The organism is Microbispora corallina, assembly GCF_016863035.1.
GTDB lineage: Bacteria > Actinomycetota > Actinomycetes > Streptosporangiales > Streptosporangiaceae > Microbispora > Microbispora corallina.
The window spans coordinates 62,008-81,500 of the sequence record NZ_BOOC01000006.1; the positions used below are offsets into that span (position 1 = coordinate 62,008).

Here is a 19,493-nt window from a genome sequence, read left to right on the forward strand (position 1 = left end):
GACTCAGGTGCCGGGCCAGGCGAAGCGGTGGGTGTGGATGCCGAAGTAGGTGAACGCCTCGGCCCTCGTCACTCCGGGGACCCGCCGGATGTGGTCGTTGATCACGGCGAGCAGCTCGGCCGGCTCGCGGCACACCACCTCGGCGAACAGGTCGAACGACCCCGAGGTGAGCACCACGTAGATCACCCCCGCCAGCTCGCTGATCGCGTCGGCCACCGCGTGGACGTCGCCGTCGACCCGCACGCCGATCAGCGCCATGACCGGCAGCCCCAGCGCCATCGGGTCGGTGACGCCGACGATCTGCACGACGCCCTCGTCGCGCAGCCGCTGCACCCGCTGCCGAACGGCGGGAGCGGACAGGCCGGTCCGCTCCGCGAGCGCCGCGTAGGAGATCCGGCCGTCCCGCTGCAGCTCCCGCAGCAGGACGCGGTCGATCTCGTCGAGGGCGGCGGGCGCCGCCGCGGACGCCGCGCGCTCCCCGGCCCGCTCGCCGCGCTCCCTCACGCGACCAGCTCCGCCACGGCGGCGGCGAACACCTCGTGGTGCCGGTCGACGTCGGCCTCGGTGGTCGCCGGGCACATCAGCGCCATGTTGTGGAACGGCGTGAGCAGCAGCCCCCGATTGGCCAGGTAGACGTGCAGGTAGTCGTCGAGGTCGGGGTCGGCGGCGGTGTTCGACTCCCCGCCGTTCCTGGGGGCCGGGGCGGCGAAGCGGTACTCGGCCCGGGCGCCGAGCTGCACGACGGACCACGGCAGCCGGTGGGCGTCGATCACCTCCTGGACGCCCTTGGCGAACCGGGTCGCCAGCTCGGTCATGGCGGCGAACGCGTCGTCGGTCAGCACGTGCTCCAGGGTCGCCCGCATGGCCGCCACGGACAGGGCGTTGCCGGCCAGCGTGCCGCCGACCCCGCCCATGTCGATCAGGTCGAGCCCCTCCATGGCCTCGATCCTCGCCGTGACCTCGGCCGACAGGCCGTATCCGCCGCTGGGGATGCCGCCGCCGATCGCCTTGCCGATGGTGACGACGTCCGGGTCGAGGCCCCAGGCCCGCGTGCAGCCGCCCGGGCCGGCCGAGAACGTGTGGGTCTCGTCGTTGATCAGCAGGCTGCCGTACCGGCGGGTCAGCTCCCGCACGCCCTCCAGGTAGCCGGGCTCGGGCAGCACGATCCCGATGTTGGTGAGCGCGGGCTCCATGAGGACGGCCGCCACGTCGCCGTACGCCAGCTCGCGCTCCAGCGAGGGCAGGTCGTTGAACTCGACGACCCGCGAGGTGACGGTGGGGTCCACGGGGGCGCCCACGTTGCCCTCGCGGGAGACCTGCCGGCCGTCGGGGCCGACGACGATCAGCACCTCGTCGACGCTGCCGTGGTAGCAGTAGCTGTTCACGAGGATCTTCTGGTGGCCGGTGACGGCCCTCGCCAGCCGGATCGCCCAGCGGTTCGCGTCGGTCGCCGTCAGGGAGAAGCTCCAGTACGGCACGCCGAACCGCCGGGCCAGCTCGGCGCCCACCCAGGCGGCGTCCTCCGTCGGCATCATCACGGTCGCGCCGCCCGCGCGTCCGAAACGCTCCTCGACCGCCGCCACCGTCGGCGCGGGGGAGTGCCCGGCCATGGCGCCGGTGTCGCCGAGGCACAGGTCGACGTACTCGTGGCCGTCGACGTCGGTGACGCGGGCGCCGCGGGCCCCGGCCAGGTAGAGCGGGAAGCCCGCGGCCGTCTTGTTCATCCACGTCATCGGCACGCCGCCGAACAGGTGTCCCCTCGCCTCCTCGTACGCGGCGGCGGAGCGGGGGTTGCGCTCGCGGAACGCGCGGCGCTCGCGGTCGAGGAGACGGGCCAGACGGGTACGGTCGATCATCATTCCTGCCTCAGAAAGCATCGCGTGATCTCACAAGGTGCGTGAAATCTGAAGCCAACGTACACGTCGGCATTCGATTCGTCATCCAGGCCGAGTGATCGCGCGCGAAGGGCCGGCGGCTTCCCTTTCTTGACCGAACTCCACTCTCCCCGGCACCCGGATCTGGAGAAGAACCCTCTAACGGGAGGAGTCGGTCATGCACGACACGGCGATGCGGCACACGGTGGCCGCGCACTGGTGGGTGCCGGCGGTCCGCGGCGTCCTGACGATCCTGTTCGGCGTGATCGCCATCGCGTGGCCGAAGATCACGCTCCTGGCCCTGGTCACCATCTTCGGCGCGTACGCGCTGGTGAACGGCGTGTTCACGCTGTTCCAGGCCGCCCGCGGCCACACCGGCCAGTCCCGTGGCTGGCTGATCTTCGAAGGGCTCGTCGGCCTGCTCGCCGGCATCGCCGCGTTCGCCTGGCCAGGGATCACCACACTGGCCCTGCTCCTCGTCATCGCGTCCTGGTTCGTGGTCATCGGGGTGTTCGAGATCATCGAGGCGATCGCGCTGCGCCGGCAAATCGAGGGGGAGTGGCTGCTCGCGCTGAACGGCCTGGTGGCCGTGGTGTTCGGCCTTCTGCTGTTCATCTGGCCGGCCACGGGCGCCCTCGCGATCGTCTGGCTGATCGGCGTCTCCGCGATCGTCTTCGGCATCTCGCTGATCGCCCACGCCTTCGGGCTGCGCGGCCATCGCCCCCGTGTCGCGGCCGGACCTTCCCCTGTGGTTTGAAAATTGTTCAGCTCGTCGATGGTATGGCCGGAAACCATTCACAAAGACCGTCGGTTGTGAGGGAATTGTATTGTTCCCCGGCATGACGCGGAGGTGACATGGACCCCAGCGCTGTGCACGACGCCCTCGGCCGGCACCTGCTCGTGGACGGTTACCGGCTCGTCCTCGACCTCGGCAGGAGCACGGGCTCCTGGCTGGTGGACGCCCGCGACGGGCGCCGGTACCTGGACTTCTACACCTTCTTCGCCTCGTCCCCCCTCGGGATGAACCCGTTCGCCGACGACCCCGAGTTCATGGCGCTGCTCGGGCGGGTGGCGGCCAACAAGCCGGCCAACTCCGACCTGTACACGGTCCACCTGGCCGAGTTCGTCGAGACGTTCCGGCGGGTCCTCGGCGACCCGGACCTGCCGCGCCTGTTCTTCGTCGAGGGCGGCGCGCTCGCCGTGGAGAACGCGCTGAAGTGCGCCTTCGACTGGAAGAGCCGGTGGAACGAGGCCCACGGCCGGCACCCGGGGCTCGGCACCCGGGTCCTCCACCTCACCCGGGCCTTCCACGGCCGCAGCGGCTACACGCTGTCGCTCACCAACACCGACCCGGTGAAGACCGACAGGTTCCCCAAGTTCTGCTGGCCCAGGATCGAGGTGCCGGCGATCCACTTCGGCGACGTCGAGGCGGCCGAGGAGCGGACGCTGGCCCAGGCGCGGGAGGCCTTCGAGCGGTTCCGCCACGACATCGCCTGCTTCATCGCCGAGCCGATCCAGGGCGAGGGCGGCGACAACCACATGCGGCCCGAGTTCCTCCAGGCCATGCAGGCCCTCTGCCACGAGTACGAGGCGCTGTTCGTGCTCGACGAGGTGCAGACCGGCGTCGGCCTCACGGGCACGCCCTGGGCGTACCAGCAGCTCGGCCTCGCCCCCGACATCGTCGCGTTCGCCAAGAAGGCGCAGGTCGGCGGCGTCATGGCGGGCCGCAGAGTGGACCTGGTGCCGGACAACGTCTTCACGGTGAGCGGCCGGATCAACTCCACCTGGGGCGGCGGGCTGGTCGACATGGTCCGTTCGCGGCGGATGCTGGAGATCATCGAACGGGACGGCCTGATCCCGCGGGCCGGCATCCTCGGGGAGAAGCTGCTCGGCGCCCTGCAGGGACTGGAGGCCGACGGGCTCGTCGCCAACGCCCGCGGGCGCGGGCTGATGTGCGCCTTCGACGTCCCGGAGCCCGCCGAGCTGGTCGCCCGGCTCAGGGAGGACCACTCGATCCTGGTGCTGACCTGCGGCGAGCGCTCCGTGCGGCTACGGCCGGCCCTGACCGTCCAGCCCGACGAGCTTGAGCACGGCCTGGCCGGGCTCCGCGCCGCCCTGACCCGCGTCTGACCGCTGCTCACAGGCGGCCTCCGGGCGGCCGAGCCAGTGGCGGATCGCGGTCACCCGTGACTCCACGCCCAGCTTCGCGTAGATGCGGTTGACGTGGTTCTTCACGGTCTTCTCGCTCAGGAAGAGGCGCTGGGCGATCTCGCCGTTCGAGTGACCGGTGGCGATGAGGTCCATCACCTCGGTCTCCCGCTTGCTGAGCCTCGTTCCGGTACGGGCGTCGACTCTCATCCGGCCTCCGTCGAAGACGTCAGAGATCGCCGAGGCCCCCGGCACGGCGGTTGTCACGCGAGCATAACCCGCGATATCAACCTTTGGGGGCAATGTGGGCTGACTTACCGCGTCAGCGGGAGGAATCGACCGGCTGGTCCATACGCGGAAGGCCCGGCTGATTCAGCCGGGCCTTCCACGTCTTGGGGTGAGTGATGGGACTTGAACCCACGACATCCAGGACCACAACCTGGCGCTCTGCCAGCTGAGCTACACCCACCATGTCCGCCGCCGTTCGCGGCGTACGACAGAAGTGTAGCGGCATTTCGGAGTCGTTCGCGCCTCCAATACCGCCGGGTCAGGTCGAGGAGACCGCCTCCGCGACCTCGCGCGCCGTCGCCGAGTCGGGGCCGGGCTGCGGCACGAAGACGGCGGCCCGGTAGTAGCGGAGCTCGCGGATGCTCTCGGTGATGTCCGCCAGCGCCCGGTGGCCGCCCTGCTTCTCGGGGGAGGCGAAGTACACCCGGGGGTACCACCGCCGGGCCAGCTCCTTCACGGAGGACACGTCGATCATGCGGTAGTGGAGGTGGGCGTCCACGAGCGGCATGTCCCTGGCGATGAACGAGCGGTCGGTGGCGATCGAGTTGCCGCACAGCGGCGCCTTCTTGGGCTCCGGCACGTGGGACCGGATGTACTCCAGCACCACCGCCTCGGCCTCGGCGAGCGTCACCCCGGCCGCCAGCGCCTGCAGCAGCCCCGAGGAGGTGTGCATCTCCCGGACCACCTCGGACATCTGCTCCAGCGTCTCGGCCGGGGGTTTGATGATGACATCGACGCCTTCGTCCAGCTGGTTCAGCTCGCCGTCGGTGACGATGCAGGCCACCTCGACGAGCGCGTCACGGCCGAGGTCGAGCCCGGTCATCTCACAGTCGATCCAGACCAGCGGGTCAGTCATGGCTCAAGCGTAGTAGGGAGGTCAACGCGCTTCGAGCGAGTCCAGCACCTGCTTGAGTACGGACTGGTCGAGATTGTCCGGAACCGAGGCGTACAGGAGGGCCGGGCGGCGTCCCTCGCCCCTGTCCACCAGGACGAAGGCCCCCCGTTCGTGCTTCCACTTCCATTTGTTCGCCTTGGCGGGCTGCGAGAAGTCCATGTCGAACTCCAGCAGCCACGCCTTGTCGTCGCCGACCTTGACGGCCTCGTTCTTCAGGATCTTGCGCTGGTGCGGCGGGTCGTAGAACAGCCGCTCGTAGGCGCTGAGCAGGCCGCTCGTCATGTTCTGCAGGTCCTGGGGGCCGCTGTAGGGGAAGAGGCTCGGGAGCTCCGCCGTGTAGATCGAGCCCACCCAGTCGTGGTTCTGCCCGTCGTAGTTCTGCTGCGACATGGCCTGGACGCCGCTCGTCCACAGCGGCAGCTGCGGCTGGCTCGGGTTGTCGATCTCCGACGCCTTCGGCACCACCCAGGGGTCGCCGGGGTAGGCGAAGGACAGGCCGGTCGCGGGGTCGGTGATCCTGCCGCCGGTGGGCTGCGGCAGCTCGGGGAGCGCGGGGGTCGGCTCCTGGCTGGGCCGGGGCGGGACGGTCTGGTCCAGCGACGGGGGCGTGGTGGGCGTCGGCTCCGCGATCGTCCCTGCCGTGTTCCTCAGGAACACCACGGCCGCGCCGATCACGAGCGCCAGCACGACGACCACCGCGACGCCGCCCAGCACCCACGGCCAGGGTGACGACTTCTGCTGCGGGGGGCCGAACTGGGGCAGCGGCAGCTGCGCCGTCTGGCCCGGCTGTCCCCAGGGCTGCTGTCCGCCGGGCGCCGCCTGGCCGGGCTGTCCCCAGGGCTGCTGCCCGCCGGGCGCCGTCTGCTCCGGCTGGCCGGTCTGGCCGGTCTGGCCGGTCTGGCCCGGCTGCCCGGGATGGCCCCACGCCTGCTGTCCGCCGGGCGCCCCCTGCGCCGGCTGCGTCCAGGGCCCCGTCGCGGCGGCCGGGGCGGCCTGGCCGGACTGGGTCACGGGCTGGGGCTGCTGCGGGGGCTGGCCGGGCTGCTGCGCGAGCGGGTGCGTGGCGTCGGTCCACTGGGTGCCGTCCCACCACCGCAGCAGGGGAGAGCCGTACGGGTCCGGGTACCAGCCGGCGGGGGTCGTCGTCATGCGGGCCAGACTAGTGAAATCAGCATTTGTAGGAAAAACTTGCTTTGTCCTCTAACGGGTCGCCCGAGGGCGGCGCCGGGGACAGCACGCGCAACGTGGCCGTCCCCTTGAAGGACCCCGTCCCGGAGACGTCCCAGTGCAGGGGCAGGCTCACCGACTTGGTGCCGGAGGAGACGTGCTGCTCCAGTTGCCTGCGCTCCTTGCTGTCACTGCGGATCCACATGTAGCGGATCGTCCCGGCCTCGCCGTTGGTGGTGACCACGCCCGTGAAGTCCGCCGTGCCGTTGCAGTGGACGGCCTTCTTCGGCGCCCGCACGTCGACCTTGCTCACCGCGAGGTCGGCGCCGGGCTGCTGGCGCAGCCAGAGGACCACCAGTGCGATCACCATGGCGAGCAGCACGGTGCCGGCCCAGCCCACCCCGCGCCTGCGGCGCTTCCTCGGGGAGCGCCCGTCCGTCGCCTGCTGGGCGTGCACGGTCGAGGCCGTCTGGCCCGACCGCCAGATCTGCGCCGCCGTCGTCTCGGTGGGCACGCCCGGCCCGAACCGCATCATCACGTCCTCGCCCTGCCGCGCCGTACGGGCCGGGTCGTCGGCGGCGCCGTACACCGGGCCGGGGAAGGGGCCCTGACCGGGGACGTCGAGCAGGGTCACGGCCTCTCCGGCGGCGGCGAGCGGAACCGCGCCGGCCACGGGGGCCCGGTCCGCCGGGGGGCCGGCGGGGGCGCGGCGGCCCCACGCCTGCACGGTCTGCGCCAGCCGCTCGCGCGTCGTGAAGCCGGGAGGCAGCGCCTCGCGCCCGGCGAGCAGGGCGTCGCGGGCGGCGCCGAGGCCGCGGGCGGTGGCCGCCGACGCCGCGCGGTCGAGCAGCGTGGCCGCGCCGCCGCCGGCCCAGCTGAGCGCCAGGCCCCGCGCCAGCGCGGCCCAGGCCGCCACGTCCCGCTCGGCGGAGGCGCGCTCGCCGCGCAGGGCCTCCATCAGGCCGCGCTCGGCGAGCAGGGCGGAGCCGTCCTCGGCGACCACGACCGTGCCGGGGTGGACCGCGCCGTGCACGAGACCTGCGGCGTGGACGGCCAGCAGCGTCTGGGCGGTCTCGACCAGGACGGTCGCGGCGCTGCCCGCGTCGAGGCGGCCGCCGGCCTCGGCGAGCAGGTCGGCCACCGTCGGCACGGGCCGGGCGGCGGTGATCAGGTAGACCTCGTCGCGGGCGGCCACCAGGTCGGCCACGGGCATCAGCCCGGTGACCCCGCTCTGCCGCAGCCGCCGGTCCGCGGTGACCGCCGCGACCAGCCGTTCCCGCGCTCCGGGCGCGGCGAGGTCGCGCGGATCCAACCGGAGCACGCCGGAGGGGACGCCCTCCGGGGAGACAGCGTCGCTCCAGGTGCCGACCTCGCTGGTCCGGGTGCGCCCGGTGAGCCGGTGCCCCGCGACGGCGGCGCCGTCCTGCATCTACCCCCGCCTCCGATGCCTTCCGCCCATCCTTCTCACCGCAAGTGTGGCGGGAACGAGGCCCGTCGTCACCATGCCGAGGGCGAGAGCGCCCATCGGGGCCGCCGAGGGGTCGGAGGAGGGCGGCGCGCTGGTCAGCCGCGGCGTGTCCGGGGTGGACGGCTGCGTCGAGACGGTGGGGGTCGAGCTCGGCGTCGTCCGGGTGGGCGACGGCTGCGCGGTCGGGCGGGTGGTCGGCGACGGGTCGCCGGGCAGGTTGGCCGTGACCGTGGGGTCGGGTTTCGGGGCGGTCGGCGAGGGCGCCGGCTTCTTCGTCGGCTTGGCCGTGGGCTTCGGCGTCGGCTTGCGGGTGGGCTTGGGCGTCGGCCGCGCTGTGGGCCGCGCGGTCGGCGTGGGCGCGGGGGGAGCGGCGGTGGTCGCCGGCGCGGCCGTCGGCGTCTTCGAGGCCGGGGGCTTGGTCGGCTCCTCCGACGGGGTGTCCTCCGGCGTCGGCTCGTCCTCGGGCTCGGTGGTCACCGGGTCGGCCGTCGTCGGAGCCGCCGGCGTGGGGGAGTCGACCGTGGTGCCCGCCTGGAGCGTGGTCCCGCTGACGGAGTTGACGAGGGCCGCCGTCCCTCCCGCGATCACGCACATGGCGACCAGTGTGAGGCCGATCTTCATGCCGGCCCGCCCGAGCAGGCCGCCCAGCCTGGTCTCGGCCACGGTGGTCGAGACCTCGGGAGGCTCCTCGGCGAGCGGGAAGAACGGCACCAGCAGGCCGGCCAGCGCCGCCAGGCGCCGGCGGCCCCGGTCCTCCCACGCCGGGCCGTACGTTCCGGCGGCGATCTCCTCGAGCTCGCCGAGGAACTCCTCGGCCGACCGCGGGCGGTCCTCCGGCCGCTTGGCCATGCCGCGCTCGATCAGGCCGCGCAGCGGCGGCGGCACCTCGTCGACCGGGGGCGGGGTGGCCTGGTGCTGGCGGGCCAGCGCGGCGAGGTTCTGCGCCCGGAAGGGCCGCCCGCCCGTGAGGCACTCGAAGAACACCACGGTCGCGGCGTACACGTCGGTCGCCGGGCCCGCCTGGCCGCCCGTCCACTGCTCCGGGGCCATGTACGGCGGGGTGCCGGCGGCGTGCACGCCCTGCCCGGCCTGGGCCGCGATCCCGAAGTCGACGAGCTTGCTGTTGCCGTCGGACTCGATCATGACGTTCTCGGGCTTGTAGTCCCGGTGGACGACGCCGATCTCGTGGGCCCCGGCGAGCCCGAGGAGGGATCCCTTGAGCACCGCGAGCGCCGCCTCCGGGCCGGTGGGGCCCTCCGAGCGCAGCATCGCGCGCAGCGACACGCCGTCGATCAGCTCCATGACGATCGCGGCGCCCTGAGGGGCCTCGACGTACTCGTAGAACCGGGCGGCGTGCGGGTTGACGTCCATCGCGGCCAGCAGCCGGGCCTCGTGCCGGAACCTGGCGACGAAGTGGAGGTCCGACATCAGCTCCGCGGACAGATACTTGATCGCCACGAGCACGTCGTCGGGGTCGTGGCGGGCGAGCACCACCCGCCCCGCGCCGCCAGAACCGAGCTCACGGATCTCCGTGTAGCCGGGGACACGCCAGGCGCCTGTCTGGCCGTACATACGGTCTCCTCATCGCCTGGGCCCCCCGCCGTGGACGAGAACGTAGCTTAGTGACGCCTGAGGCGGAGGGTCGAAAAGTCATGAAACAGTCGTGGATTCGTGTCAAGCGCCCGCGGTCCCGCAGGCGGCCGTCTTCTTGGTCAGCGTCGACGCGCCGCCGGGCGCCGCGGGGACGGTGGCGGCCCGCACGCCCCAGGCCGTCGCGCAGGGCAGGCGCGGGTAGGCGAACGTCTGCGTGACCGTGTACGACGTCTTGCCGGAGAGCGTCACGGTCTGGGTGCCGGCGGCCTTCCCGGCCAGGAGCCAGGTCAGGGTGAGCCGCACCTGCTTGGCGTTCGCGGTGACGACGGCGACGGTCGCGGTGGCGGCGGTCCCGGTGCGCGCGAGGCCTTTCACGGTGACGGACGTCACGGCCGCCGGGCAGTCGACGGCGACGCTCCGGGTGACCGCGCCGCCGGGCGCCGCCGGGTCGGTGGACGCCGTGAAGGCGACCTTCTGCCCGCACACCCGCTGAGGGAAGGCGAACGAGAGCGTCCGGGTGTAGGACGTCTTGCCGGACAGCCCCACGTCCTGGCGGCCGGTGGCGCCGTTCGGCGCGGAGAACTCCCCGATCAGCCGGACGAGCCCGGGCCCGTCGGCGGTGACGCGCACCGTGGCGGCCGCCGTCTTCGCGCCGGTCACGGTGAACGCGGTGACGTCGAGGCCGGTCACGGCGGTGGGGCAGGCCGGGACGGCCGCCGTGCCCGCGTGGGCGCCGGAGTCCGGGTCCGTGGACGCGGTGATCCCCCACGTGCCGGAGCACGGCCGGGCGCCGAGATCGTGGGAGACCGCCTGCGTGTAGCGGGTCGCGCCCTTCAGCGTGAGCGTCTCGGTGGCCCTCACCGCGCCGTTCACGGTGAAGCGCACGGTCAGCGTGACCTTCGCGGTCCCGCTCGTCGTGACGGTGACGGTGCCGTGCCCCACGGCGGGGGAGGTGCGCGCCCCCGCCGGCAGCGACAGGCCGCCCACCTGCGCGGCGAGCACCTTCGTCGCGGGGGACGGCTTCGGGTGGCTCGGCGACGGGCTCGGGGAGTGCGCCGGCCGCGGGCTGGGCGGCGGGGCGCCCTCCGAGTGGGCCGGGGACGGCGGAGGCGACGCGGCCGGGGACGCCGGCGCCGACGGGGAGTCCGGCGGCGACTGCTGCGGCGTCGCGGTGGCCGGCTCCGAGGGCGTGGCCGGGGACGCGACCGGGGAGGCCGGCGCGGCCGCGTGCGAGGCGGACCCCCGGACCCCGCCGCGCCCAGGGCGTAGGCGCTGACCCCGCCCCCCGCGAGCACGAGCAGCGCGGCCCCGGCGACGAGCCGCACCCGGGTGCGCCGGAACGGCCGCAGGACGGTCCGCGCCAGCGAGGTGGAGAACTCGACCGGCTCCTGCCGGTTGAGCGGGAAGGCGGCCGCCAGCGCGGCGGCGAGCGCGGCCAGCTTCCGGCGGCCCCGCTCCTCCCAGTCCGCGCCGTACGCGGCGGTCGCGACCTCGTCCAGGTCGGCCACGAGCACGGCGGCGCTCGCCGGGCGCAGTGCCGGGTCCTTGGCCAGACCCCGCTCGACGAGCCCGCGCACCGGCTCGGGCACCTCGTCGAGGGGGATCGCCGCCGTCTGGTGCTGGTGCCGCAGCGCCGCCCCGTCGTCGGCCCGGTACGGCCGGTGGCCGGTCAGGCACTCGAAGAAGACGACGGTCGCGGCGTACACGTCGGACGCCGGGGAGGGGGCGAGCCCGATCCACTGCTCCGGGGCCATGTACGGCGGGGTGCCGGCGGGGCTGGTGGCCCCCTCGGCGCGGACGGCCACGCCGAAGTCGGCGAGCTTGCTCGTCCCGTCGCCCTGGACGAGCACGTTCTCGGGCTTGTAGTCCCGGTGGACGACCCCCGATTCGTGGGCCGCGGACAGGCCGAGCAGCGAGCCCTTGAGCACGGCCAGCGCGGCCTCCGGCCCGGTCGGGCCGTGCTCGTTCAGGAGCGCCCGCAGGGTGGCGCCGTTGACCAGCTCCATGACGATCGCCGCGCCGTGGCCCGTCTCGACGTACTCGTAGAGCTGGACCACGTGGGGGTCCTCCAGCTCGACGAGGAGGCGGGCCTCCTGGCGGAACCGTTCGAGGAAGCCGGGCTCGGCGCGCAGGGCGTCGGACAGGTACTTGACGGCCACGTGGGACCCGGACGCCTCATGGAGGGCCAGGACGACGCGGCCGCCGCCGCCCGCGCCGAGCTCGCGGACCACCGCGTAGCCCGGCACGTTCCAATGGCCGGCGGCACTCATCGAAGCCTCCCGTGAGAACAGGTTGGCCCAAAGTGTGCCGAAACATCCGTGGTGCTCGCTATCCCCTGTTGCGGATGTGCTCGGGGATCGGAATCCCGGGCGGCAGCGCCGGGTCGGGCTCGGGGGTCCCCCAGGACACGACGAGCGGCAGCACACCGGCCCAGATGGGGAGGGCGTAGTCCTCGTCGTCGTCCTTCGGCGGGCCCTGCCGCGTCTTCACCGAGGCCTCCTCCAGCGAGACGGCGGCCACGGCGGTGGCCGCGAGCTCCTTGCGGTCGGGGAGCCGCAGGGCGTCCCACTGGCCGGGGGCGAGCTGCTCCGTGATCGCCCGCAGCCCCTCCATCCGCTCGGCGGGGTCCTCGACGACCCGCAGGGTGCCGTAGATCATGGCGGAGCGGTAGTTGACCGAGTGGTGGAAGGTGGAGCGGGCCAGGACGACCCCGTCGACGTGCGTCACGGTGACGCAGACGGGGGCGCCGGCCGCCTCGCGCAGGGAGCGGGCCCCGGTGGAGCCGTGGAGGTAGAGCGTGTCCCCCACCCGGCCGTACCCCGTGGGGATCACCATCGGCGAGCCGCCGGCCACGAGCCCGAGGTGGCAGACGAGCCCGGCGTCGAGCACGGCGTAGAGGTCGGCGCGGTCGGTCCGTCCGCGCTCCTTCGAGCGGTTCAGGGTGGTACGGGCGGTTGTGGAGAGCATGTCCGTTACGTTAGGCGCAAGTGGACCGGCGGAACACGTCCACTTCCGGCAGCTCTCGGGAGACCACTTTGCGCGCGCACATCGACCTTCCCCTGGTCGTCGACCGGTCGTCGCCGGTGCCTCTCGCCGTCCAGGTGGGCGGCCAGCTCCGCGAGGCGATGCGGACCGGCGCCCTCAAGGACGGCGAGCGGCTGCCGTCCACGCGCGGCCTGGCCGCGCTGCTCGGCGTCAGCCGCACCGTCGTCACCGACGCCTACCAGCAGCTGTACGCCGAGGGATGGCTCGACGGCCGGCACGGCTCGGGGACGTACGTGGCCGAGGGGACGTCCGGCCACCCCGAGGGCCCCGCAGTGGGAACCGTCCCCGCCGCGCGGACCGTGCCCGCGTCCCGCCCCCGGCCCGACGGCCTGATCGACCTGCGGCCCGGGCGGCCGTGGGTGCACGACCACGACCGGGCGGCCTGGCGGCGCGCCTGGCGCTCGGCCGGCGACCTGCCGCTCGACGACGCCCCCGACCCGTACGGCCGGCCGGAGCTGCGCGAGCTGCTCGCCGAGCACCTGCGGCGGGCCAGGGCCGTCCCGGTGGGGGCGGGCGACGTCATGGTCACGCGGGGCACCGGCAACGGGCTCGACCTCATCGCCGCGACCCTCCTCGGCCCGGGGGCGCGGGCGGGGGTCGAGGAGCCGGGCTACCGCAAGGCGCGCACCGTCTTCGCGGGCCGGGGCGCGGAGATCGTCCCGTGCCCGGTGGACGACCAGGGCGTGATCGTCGAGGCGCTGCCCGACGACCTGCGGGTGCTGTACACGACGCCCGCCCACCAGTACCCGGTGGGCGGGCGGCTGCCGATCCCGCGCAGGGAGCGCCTGCTCGCCTGGGCCCGCCGCACCGGCGCCATGATCGTCGAGGACGACTACGACGCCGAGTTCCGCTACGACGTCGCGCCGCTGCCCGCGCTGTACGGCCTCGACCCCGCCCGTGTGGTGCTGCTCGGCACGCTGTCGAAGTCGCTCAGCCCCGACGTCGGGGTGGGCTGGCTCGTGGCCGCGGGGCCGCTGCTCGACCGGGTGGCCCGGCGGCGTGAGGAGCTGACCGACCGCACGCCCGGCCCGGTCCAGGCCGCCGTGGCCACGATGCTGGCCCGCGGCGACCTCGACCGGCACCTGCGGCGGACGCGGCTGGAGTACGCCCGCCGCCGGGCCGCCATCGTCGAGGCGCTCGGGCCGCTCGTCCACGGCGACACCGCCGGACTGCACGTCATGATCGAGGTGCCGGCGGCGGCGCTCCCGGGCCTGGTGGAGCGGGCGCGGGAGCGCGGCGTGCTGCTGGACGCGACCGACCGCCACCACCACGGGCCGCCGCGGGTGCACGGCCTCGTGCTGGGGTACGGCTCGGTGTCCCTCGCCGACGTGCGCCGGGGGTGCGAGGTGATCCGGGAGCTTATATCACCCGTTCCAGGAGCCTGAAGTCCTCCCTGGGCCGGGGCACGTCGACCCGCAGCCCCTCCTCGCCGACGATCCGCGCGATGTCGATCGACCCGGGGTCGCCGTCCCGGGTCCCCGGCACCTGCGAGTGGCCGAAGTGCCCGCCGCGCGCCCACAGCCGGCCGCTGCGCGTGGCCACCAGCGAGTGGGGGTACGGCAGGGGCGGGCCGGCCGGCCAGCGGCGGGGGACGCCCCACGAGTCCAGCCAGGCCAGGATGTCGTCGAGCCCGTCGAGCTTGGTGTCCGTGAACGGCTCCTGGGCGGAGCCGACGACTTGGATCTGCACGCAGACCCGCCCGTTCCTGCCCCTATCACCGGCGAGGCCGCCGGCCGCCCGCATCGGCGGGAGCACCTGGACGATCTCCCCGGTCACCGGGTTCCACACCAGATGCGGAGGGCGTTTCAGCTGGATGAGCCGCTGTGCGACGGATCTGGCCGAGACCGCCTGGGGATCGGCGGGCCAGATGAACCAGACGACCCGTGGCGCTCCGCCGAGCATCGCTCCGGAGTCCTCGGGCGAGGGAAGTCGGCTGGCGCCGGGCAGCCATGCTTGGGCCACAATGCCCCCTCAAATCCTCGGTCGCGTCGTTTTTCCCCTTTCGAGCTCCCGCTGACACCTCGCGACGCCTGATTGTTACTGGCGGGTGGCGATCCTCCGCGCGCTCCGGCGGCCGCCCCGCACGACCGCGTAACCCCTGGTGAGAATGCGTTCCCTGAGATACACGAGGGGAACGCCGCGGCCCTCGACGGCCATCCGGAAGCGGGCCGCCGTGGTGGTCCGGCCGACCGTGAGCCGGGGGACGTCGAACATCCCGTGGCGGCCCCCGGCGAGCGCGTTGTCCACCGAGCAGGCCGCCCGGTAGCCCGCCCTGCAGACCTCCTCGCGCACCCGGGCGCTCGAGTAGCCGTACGGGTAGGCCATGGTGGTCACCGGGCGCCCCAGCCGGTCCTCCAGCAGGGCCTTGTTGCGCCTCAGCTCCTCCCGCAGCGCGCCGGCGGGCAGCTGGTCGAGCTGGGGATGGCTGTGGCTGTGCCCGGCGATCTCCATCCCGTGGTCGGCCGCCTCCCGCACCTGCGACCAGCTCAGCGTGCGGTCGAGCGGGCGGCCCGCCGCGTCGCCGCCGGCGTCGCTGACCCACCCGGTGGTGAGGAACACCGTGCTCGGGAGGCCCAGCCGGTCGAGGACCGGCAGCGCCTGCGCGTGGAAGTCCTCGTACCCGTCGTCGAACGTGATCACGACCGGCCGGGCGGGCAGCCGTCCCTCCTCCAGCGCGGCCACCAGGCCGCCGAAGGTCAGCGGAGTGAACCCGCCCTCCTTCAGGTACGCCATCTGGTCGGCGAAGTCCCCCGGCCGTACGGCGTGGGGGCGGGTGGCGGGGGTCGGCCGGTCGGTGACCGAGTGGTACATCAGGACGGGCACCCGCGTCATGACCGCGCCTTCATGCGGGCGGTGCCGAGCACGTACCCCCAGGTCGTCCAGGCCAGGCCGACGACGATGGCGCCGGCGCGGCCGAGCCCGGCCACGTCGCCCCGCAGGGCGTCGCCGAGACCGCGCAGCACGCCGAGCGGCAGTGTCCTGAACGTGTAGCTCCGCTCGCTCGACAGCCCGTCCCCGGCGCCGACGCTGTTGGTCACCAGCGCCTTCGACAGGCCCTCGGCGAAGCAGCGCGACCGGAAGTACGCGAAGCGGGACCGGGCGGGGGAGACCTTGTGGCCGATGGCCGCCCCGGGCTCGAACAGCATGACCGAGCCCGGCCTGCGCTGCGACAGCCGGATGCAGAACTCGGTCTCCTCGCAGCCCAGCGGCCTGCTCCTGCGGCCCTGCACGTTGCGCCCGATCTGCGTGCTGAAGCCGCCGACCCCGCCGATCACCTCGCGGAGGAAGGCCGCGTTGCCGCCCATCACGTTGCGGATGGGGGCCCGCTCGACCGGCATGCCCCGGTAGGTGCACCCCACCGTCCAGTCGAACTCCTCGGGGAACCAGCGGGGGCGCTCACCCGTCGCCCACAGGGGCCGGGTCAGGCCGCCCACCCCGACGACCGCCGGGCCGGAGGCGAAGGCGTCCTCGAACGCGGCCAGCCACTCGGGCGAGGCCACCGCGTCGTCGTCGAGGAAGGCCACCACGTCGCCGGTGGCCGCCTCGGTCCCCGTGTTCTTGCCGCCCGACAGCCCCCGCTCGTGGGCGTTCTCCAGCACCACGACGTCCGGGTACTCCCGCTTCAGCCGCAGATGGAGGTCCGGGTTGTGGTCCACCACGAGGATCAGCTCGTGCGGCTCCCGCCGCTGGGCGCGCACCGACTCGACGGCCGCCCGGATGTCGTCCCAGCGGTCCTCGGTGTAGACGCAGACGACGACGGAGATCCGCAGCGTCATGCCGCGCCCTTGTCGGCGGCCGCGGCCGCAGCGGGCACCGGGACGGGCCGGGGGACGCGCCGCCACTCGCGGACGATCGTGCGCAGCACGCGCAGGCCGTCGCGGACGGCGCGCAGGTTGCTCTCCCCGTGGATGCGGCAGCGCTCGTGGCTCGGCACCTCGTGCACCCGCAGCCCGGCGCGGGCGGCCCGGATGTTCATCAGCGTCTCTACCTCGAAGCCCTCGCAGTCGAGGTCGAGAAGCGGCAGGTGACGTGCCCAGAAGGCGTTGTATCCGTAGCAGAGGTCGGTGTAGCGGGTGCCGTAGAGCCAGTTGACGATCGTGCGCAGCACGGTGTTGCCGAACCGGCGGTTGAAGGTCAGGTCGTCGCTGCCGCCGCCCGCGATGTACCGGGAGCCCTTGGCGAAGTCCGCGCCGCTGACGAGGGCGCTGACGAACTGGATGATCTCCCGGCCGTCCGTCGAGCCGTCGGCGTCGATCATCACGATGATCTCACCGGTGCAGGCGGCGAAGCCCTCGGCGAGCGCGTCGCCCTTGCCCCGCCCGCGCTGGTGCACGACGCGGAGGTTGGGACGCAGCCGCCGGGCGACCGCCACCGTGTCGTCGGACGAGTGGCCGTCGACCAGGACCACCTCGTGGACCCACTGGGGGAGCGTGGCGAAGACGTGCGGCAGGTTCTCCGCCTCGTTCATCGCGGGGATGACGACGCTCACCGTCGGGGCGACGGCGAGATGGGGACCGAGCGGCGTGTAGCGGTCGACAGCCGGCAGCGACCGCAGCGTGGCGAACTGCGACTTGACACCGTGCTCGGTGATCTCGGGACTCATGGTGACTGGGATGTCCTTCCGGGCGGTCTGTCATGAGCGGAGACTGCCGTCGGACCGGCGCGACTGGATGGAGAGGCGGTCTCCATCCCGGTCTCAGGGCAGGGAGGGCGTGATGGTCTGAGGGGGTTACCGTGAACGGGGCGGGGCGGTCCGGCGGGCGAGTCCGATGGCCTCGGGCTCCCGGAGATGCGTGGTGACGGTCACCTCGTGCCTGCCCCCTGTTCCACGGTTGCCTGTCCCCGGTACAGCAACCGGATGACGAGCAGGAAGAAGCCGAGCACCCCGATCGTCGCGACCCCGGCGCGGGGCGACCAGGCGTCGAAGAGGAGCATGGCTTCGGCGAGTAGGACGTTGATAGCCAGGCTGGCCGCTGCGCCCACCGTGAGCACGGCGAGAGGGTCACGATCGCGCAACAGTCCGGCCACCGCGGCACCGGGGACGACCAGCAGGAACAGGGGCGTGAGGACCATCCTGACCGGGGTCTGGACGTCCGCCAGCGCGAGCACCGCTCCGGCCGCGCACGCCACGGCGAGCACGACCTTGACGACGGCGATCTTGCTGCCCATTGCTGGTTACTCCTCGGATGGCGGCCCGTTCATCGGACCAACCGGCTTCATCGGACGTCAATGGCGACGCCTCAGATGAGCGACGGGTTTACCGGATCACAGGGGAAAGCTGTGATCTTATCCGACATGTTGCGAGGAGTTCAGGCGGAGGGGCTGACCGAGGGGTTCGCCTCCGGTGTGCTCGACGGCGTGTCCGAAGGAGGGTCGGGCTCGGGATCGGCGTCCCCGGTGCCCTCCTGACCCCGCCAGGAGATGTGGCAGGAGGGGGACCCGGCGGCCGACCGGAACGTCACCGCGCCGCTGCCGGGGACGCCCGGGTCCACGACCGCGACCGTGATCCGCCCGGTCGCGCCCGCCTTGAGCCGGCCGTGCGCCGGCGAGACGGCCAGGCCGTCCGTCGTGGTGGCCGTCCACTCGGCCGCGGCCTCGCGGGCCGACAGATTGATCACGCTGCCGGCGGCCGAGCCGATGTCCCCCGGGCAGGAGGCGGACAGGCTCGCCGCGGCCGGCGTGCGGGTGGGCGGGCGGCCGGCCGGGGCGCGGGACGGCCGGGGGCGGGACTGGGGGGCCGGGGCGGGGGCGCGCGGCGCCCGGACGGTGGGGGCGGAGGAGGGCGTCCCTCCCTCGTCCGGCGTCCCGGACGGCTCGGGGGACTCCTCGGGGCCGGCGGTCTCCGGCGGGGTCTCCTGCGCGCCGCCGGAGGGGCCGAACCCGAGGTCGTCCCGCGGCGGCGTGGGCGGGATCCGGACCGCCTCCAGGTGGCTCGCCGGGGCCTGCCCCGACACGAGCGCGAGTCCGCCGGCCGTGCCGAAGACGCAGGCGGCCGCCAGCATGATCGGCGTCGCACGGGTCCTCCGGGCCCGGCCCCTCGTACGCCGGGAGCGGCCCTCCGGGACGACCGGGAAGCCGCGGCGGTCGAAGCCCGCCCGTTCCACGGCGGCGCGGCGCGTGCCCTCGCGCTCCGGGTTCAGCGAGGTGTCGAGCACCCGGCGGCGCAGCGACAGCGGCGGGAACGCGATGGGGATCAGGTCGAGCAGCCGGTCGGCGGACACGTGCCGGGCGCGGCCCTCCCCGCAGATCTTGCAGTCGGCGATGTGCCTGCTCAGCCGCTTGCGCAGGGCGGTGCCGAGCGGCCCGTCCTGCCAGGACGCGCCCACCCCCGAGTCGACCAGCGCGGACAGGTCGGGGCAGTGCGCCCGCCCGACGCGGGCCAGGACGATCGCCGCCGCGGCGTTCTCCAGGTGGTCGCGCGCCCGCCCGAGCCGGGCCGACACCTGCCGGGAGGTGAGCCCGAGCACGGACGCCGCCTCGCCCGTGGACAAGCCGTGCCGTACGGCGAGGTGGAGGACCTCCCGCTCGTTGCCGCCGAGCTCCGCCAGGGCCTCGTGCACGAGCGCGGCGAGCGACGGGTCGTCGGACTCCTCGGCCGTCGACAGCACCGCCGTGGGACCGGTCGCCCCCGTGCGTCCCCGGCTCCTGACGGCGCAGTGGAAGCGCGTGAGGGCGTAGAGCCACGCCCGCAGGCGCACCGGCTCCTTGAGGCGGTCCACGCACGCCTGCGCGGCCACCAGGGCGTCGTGGACGGCGTCCGCCGCCGCGTCCGGGTCGGGCGTCAGCGTGCAGGCGTAGTCGGCCAGCCGGTCGGCGTACGCCTCGTACAGGCTCGACGGCGCGTGGGAGTCCCCGCGCCGCAGCGCCTCCAGCAGTCGGTGGTCGTCGGCACGCCCGACGTCGGGCCATCCGGGCAACGCGCATTCCTCCCCGTATGACGGGATCAGGTTCCGCCGATCCCCACACGAGAAGGACGCCCCCTTGACGGAGGTCGTTTACGGCTTCCGCCGCCATG

General features: G+C 73.7%; 19 protein-coding genes and 1 tRNA gene. 3 read left to right on the top strand and 17 right to left on the bottom strand.

Going from position 1 to position 19,493, the window contains the following annotated elements; translation table 11 throughout:
- Nucleotides 1–3: 3 nt before the first annotated feature.
- Nucleotides 4–504: an Lrp/AsnC family transcriptional regulator gene (locus Mco01_RS10390; protein WP_204056674.1), complete on the bottom strand. Its 501-nt coding sequence runs from the start codon at nt 502–504 to the stop codon at nt 4–6.
- The gene (locus tag Mco01_RS10395) at nt 501–1,859 is read right to left on the bottom strand and encodes a transaminase (protein WP_204056675.1); all 1,359 of its coding nucleotides are present in this window, start codon (nt 1,857–1,859) and stop codon (nt 501–503) included. The genes Mco01_RS10390 and Mco01_RS10395 overlap by 4 nt, the downstream gene beginning before the upstream one ends.
- Before the next feature lie 193 nt (nt 1,860–2,052).
- Here Mco01_RS10395 and Mco01_RS10400 point away from each other — a divergent pair, with 193 nt between their 5' ends.
- Both Mco01_RS10400 and lat read left to right on the top strand, forming a co-directional pair.
- A complete protein-coding gene (locus Mco01_RS10400) occupies nt 2,053–2,631 on the top strand; it encodes an HdeD family acid-resistance protein (RefSeq protein WP_239103492.1) in 579 nt (192 codons plus the stop codon).
- 98 nt (nt 2,632–2,729) lie between these two features.
- Nucleotides 2,730–4,004 carry an L-lysine 6-transaminase gene (gene lat / locus Mco01_RS10405; protein ID WP_204056676.1) on the top strand — a complete coding sequence of 425 codons (1,275 nt, stop codon included), beginning with the start codon at nt 2,730–2,732 and terminating at the stop codon, nt 4,002–4,004.
- Here the strand turns inward: lat and Mco01_RS39025 are convergent.
- The 9 genes from Mco01_RS39025 to Mco01_RS10450 form a co-directional block, all read right to left on the bottom strand.
- Complete coding sequence (locus tag Mco01_RS39025) at nt 3,924–4,232, bottom strand: helix-turn-helix domain-containing protein (protein ID WP_239103493.1); 309 nt, start codon at nt 4,230–4,232, stop codon at nt 3,924–3,926. The genes lat and Mco01_RS39025 overlap by 81 nt on opposite strands.
- 183 nt (nt 4,233–4,415) lie before the next feature.
- A tRNA-His gene (locus Mco01_RS10415) sits at nt 4,416–4,491 on the bottom strand.
- Nucleotides 4,492–4,569: 78 nt separating this feature from the next.
- Nucleotides 4,570–5,166 (bottom strand): oligoribonuclease, encoded by a 597-nt coding sequence (gene orn / locus Mco01_RS10420; protein WP_036331617.1) that lies wholly within the window; start codon nt 5,164–5,166, stop codon nt 4,570–4,572.
- Nucleotides 5,167–5,187: 21 nt separating this feature from the next.
- Nucleotides 5,188–6,354 carry a DUF2510 domain-containing protein gene (locus Mco01_RS10425; protein WP_204056677.1) on the bottom strand — a complete coding sequence of 389 codons (1,167 nt, stop codon included), beginning with the start codon at nt 6,352–6,354 and terminating at the stop codon, nt 5,188–5,190.
- Nucleotides 6,355–6,373: 19 nt separating this feature from the next.
- Nucleotides 6,374–7,801 (bottom strand): protein kinase family protein, encoded by a 1,428-nt coding sequence (locus Mco01_RS10430; protein ID WP_204056678.1) that lies wholly within the window; start codon nt 7,799–7,801, stop codon nt 6,374–6,376.
- Nucleotides 7,802–9,412, bottom strand: coding sequence for a serine/threonine-protein kinase (locus Mco01_RS39760; protein WP_204056679.1), 1,611 nt, complete (start codon nt 9,410–9,412; stop codon nt 7,802–7,804).
- Nucleotides 9,413–9,514: 102 nt separating this feature from the next.
- Complete coding sequence (locus tag Mco01_RS10440) at nt 9,515–10,375, bottom strand: hypothetical protein (protein ID WP_204056680.1); 861 nt, start codon at nt 10,373–10,375, stop codon at nt 9,515–9,517.
- Nucleotides 10,321–11,703: a serine/threonine-protein kinase gene (locus tag Mco01_RS10445; protein WP_204056681.1), complete on the bottom strand. Its 1,383-nt coding sequence runs from the start codon at nt 11,701–11,703 to the stop codon at nt 10,321–10,323. Before Mco01_RS10445 ends, Mco01_RS10440 begins: the two co-directional genes overlap by 55 nt.
- Before the next feature lie 58 nt (nt 11,704–11,761).
- A complete protein-coding gene (locus Mco01_RS10450) occupies nt 11,762–12,400 on the bottom strand; it encodes a pyridoxamine 5'-phosphate oxidase family protein (protein WP_204056682.1) in 639 nt (212 codons plus the stop codon).
- Nucleotides 12,401–12,468: 68 nt separating this feature from the next.
- Here Mco01_RS10450 and pdxR point away from each other — a divergent pair, with 68 nt between their 5' ends.
- Entirely contained in the window at nt 12,469–13,863 is a 1,395-nt protein-coding gene (gene pdxR, locus Mco01_RS10455; RefSeq protein WP_204056683.1) for a MocR-like pyridoxine biosynthesis transcription factor PdxR, read from the top strand.
- Here pdxR and Mco01_RS10460 read toward each other — a convergent pair.
- The 6 genes from Mco01_RS10460 to Mco01_RS10485 form a co-directional block, all read right to left on the bottom strand.
- Complete coding sequence (locus tag Mco01_RS10460) at nt 13,838–14,440, bottom strand: hypothetical protein (protein ID WP_204056684.1); 603 nt, start codon at nt 14,438–14,440, stop codon at nt 13,838–13,840. The two genes, pdxR and Mco01_RS10460, sit on opposite strands and share 26 nt — an antisense overlap.
- 75 nt (nt 14,441–14,515) lie before the next feature.
- Nucleotides 14,516–15,310, bottom strand: a complete 795-nt coding sequence (locus Mco01_RS10465; RefSeq protein WP_204056685.1) for a polysaccharide deacetylase family protein — start codon at nt 15,308–15,310, stop codon at nt 14,516–14,518.
- Nucleotides 15,307–16,254, bottom strand: coding sequence for a glycosyltransferase family 2 protein (locus Mco01_RS10470; RefSeq protein WP_036332116.1), 948 nt, complete (start codon nt 16,252–16,254; stop codon nt 15,307–15,309). Before Mco01_RS10470 ends, Mco01_RS10465 begins: the two co-directional genes overlap by 4 nt.
- Nucleotides 16,251–17,081: a glycosyltransferase family 2 protein gene (locus Mco01_RS10475; protein WP_204056686.1), complete on the bottom strand. Its 831-nt coding sequence runs from the start codon at nt 17,079–17,081 to the stop codon at nt 16,251–16,253. The genes Mco01_RS10470 and Mco01_RS10475 overlap by 4 nt, the downstream gene beginning before the upstream one ends.
- Nucleotides 17,082–17,281: 200 nt before the next feature.
- The gene (locus Mco01_RS10480) at nt 17,282–17,647 is read right to left on the bottom strand and encodes a hypothetical protein (RefSeq protein WP_204056687.1); all 366 of its coding nucleotides are present in this window, start codon (nt 17,645–17,647) and stop codon (nt 17,282–17,284) included.
- 140 nt (nt 17,648–17,787) lie between these two features.
- On the bottom strand, nt 17,788–19,395 hold the full coding sequence (locus tag Mco01_RS10485) for a sigma-70 family RNA polymerase sigma factor (protein WP_204056688.1): 1,608 nt from the start codon (nt 19,393–19,395) through the stop codon (nt 17,788–17,790).
- Nucleotides 19,396–19,493 lie beyond the last annotated feature (98 nt).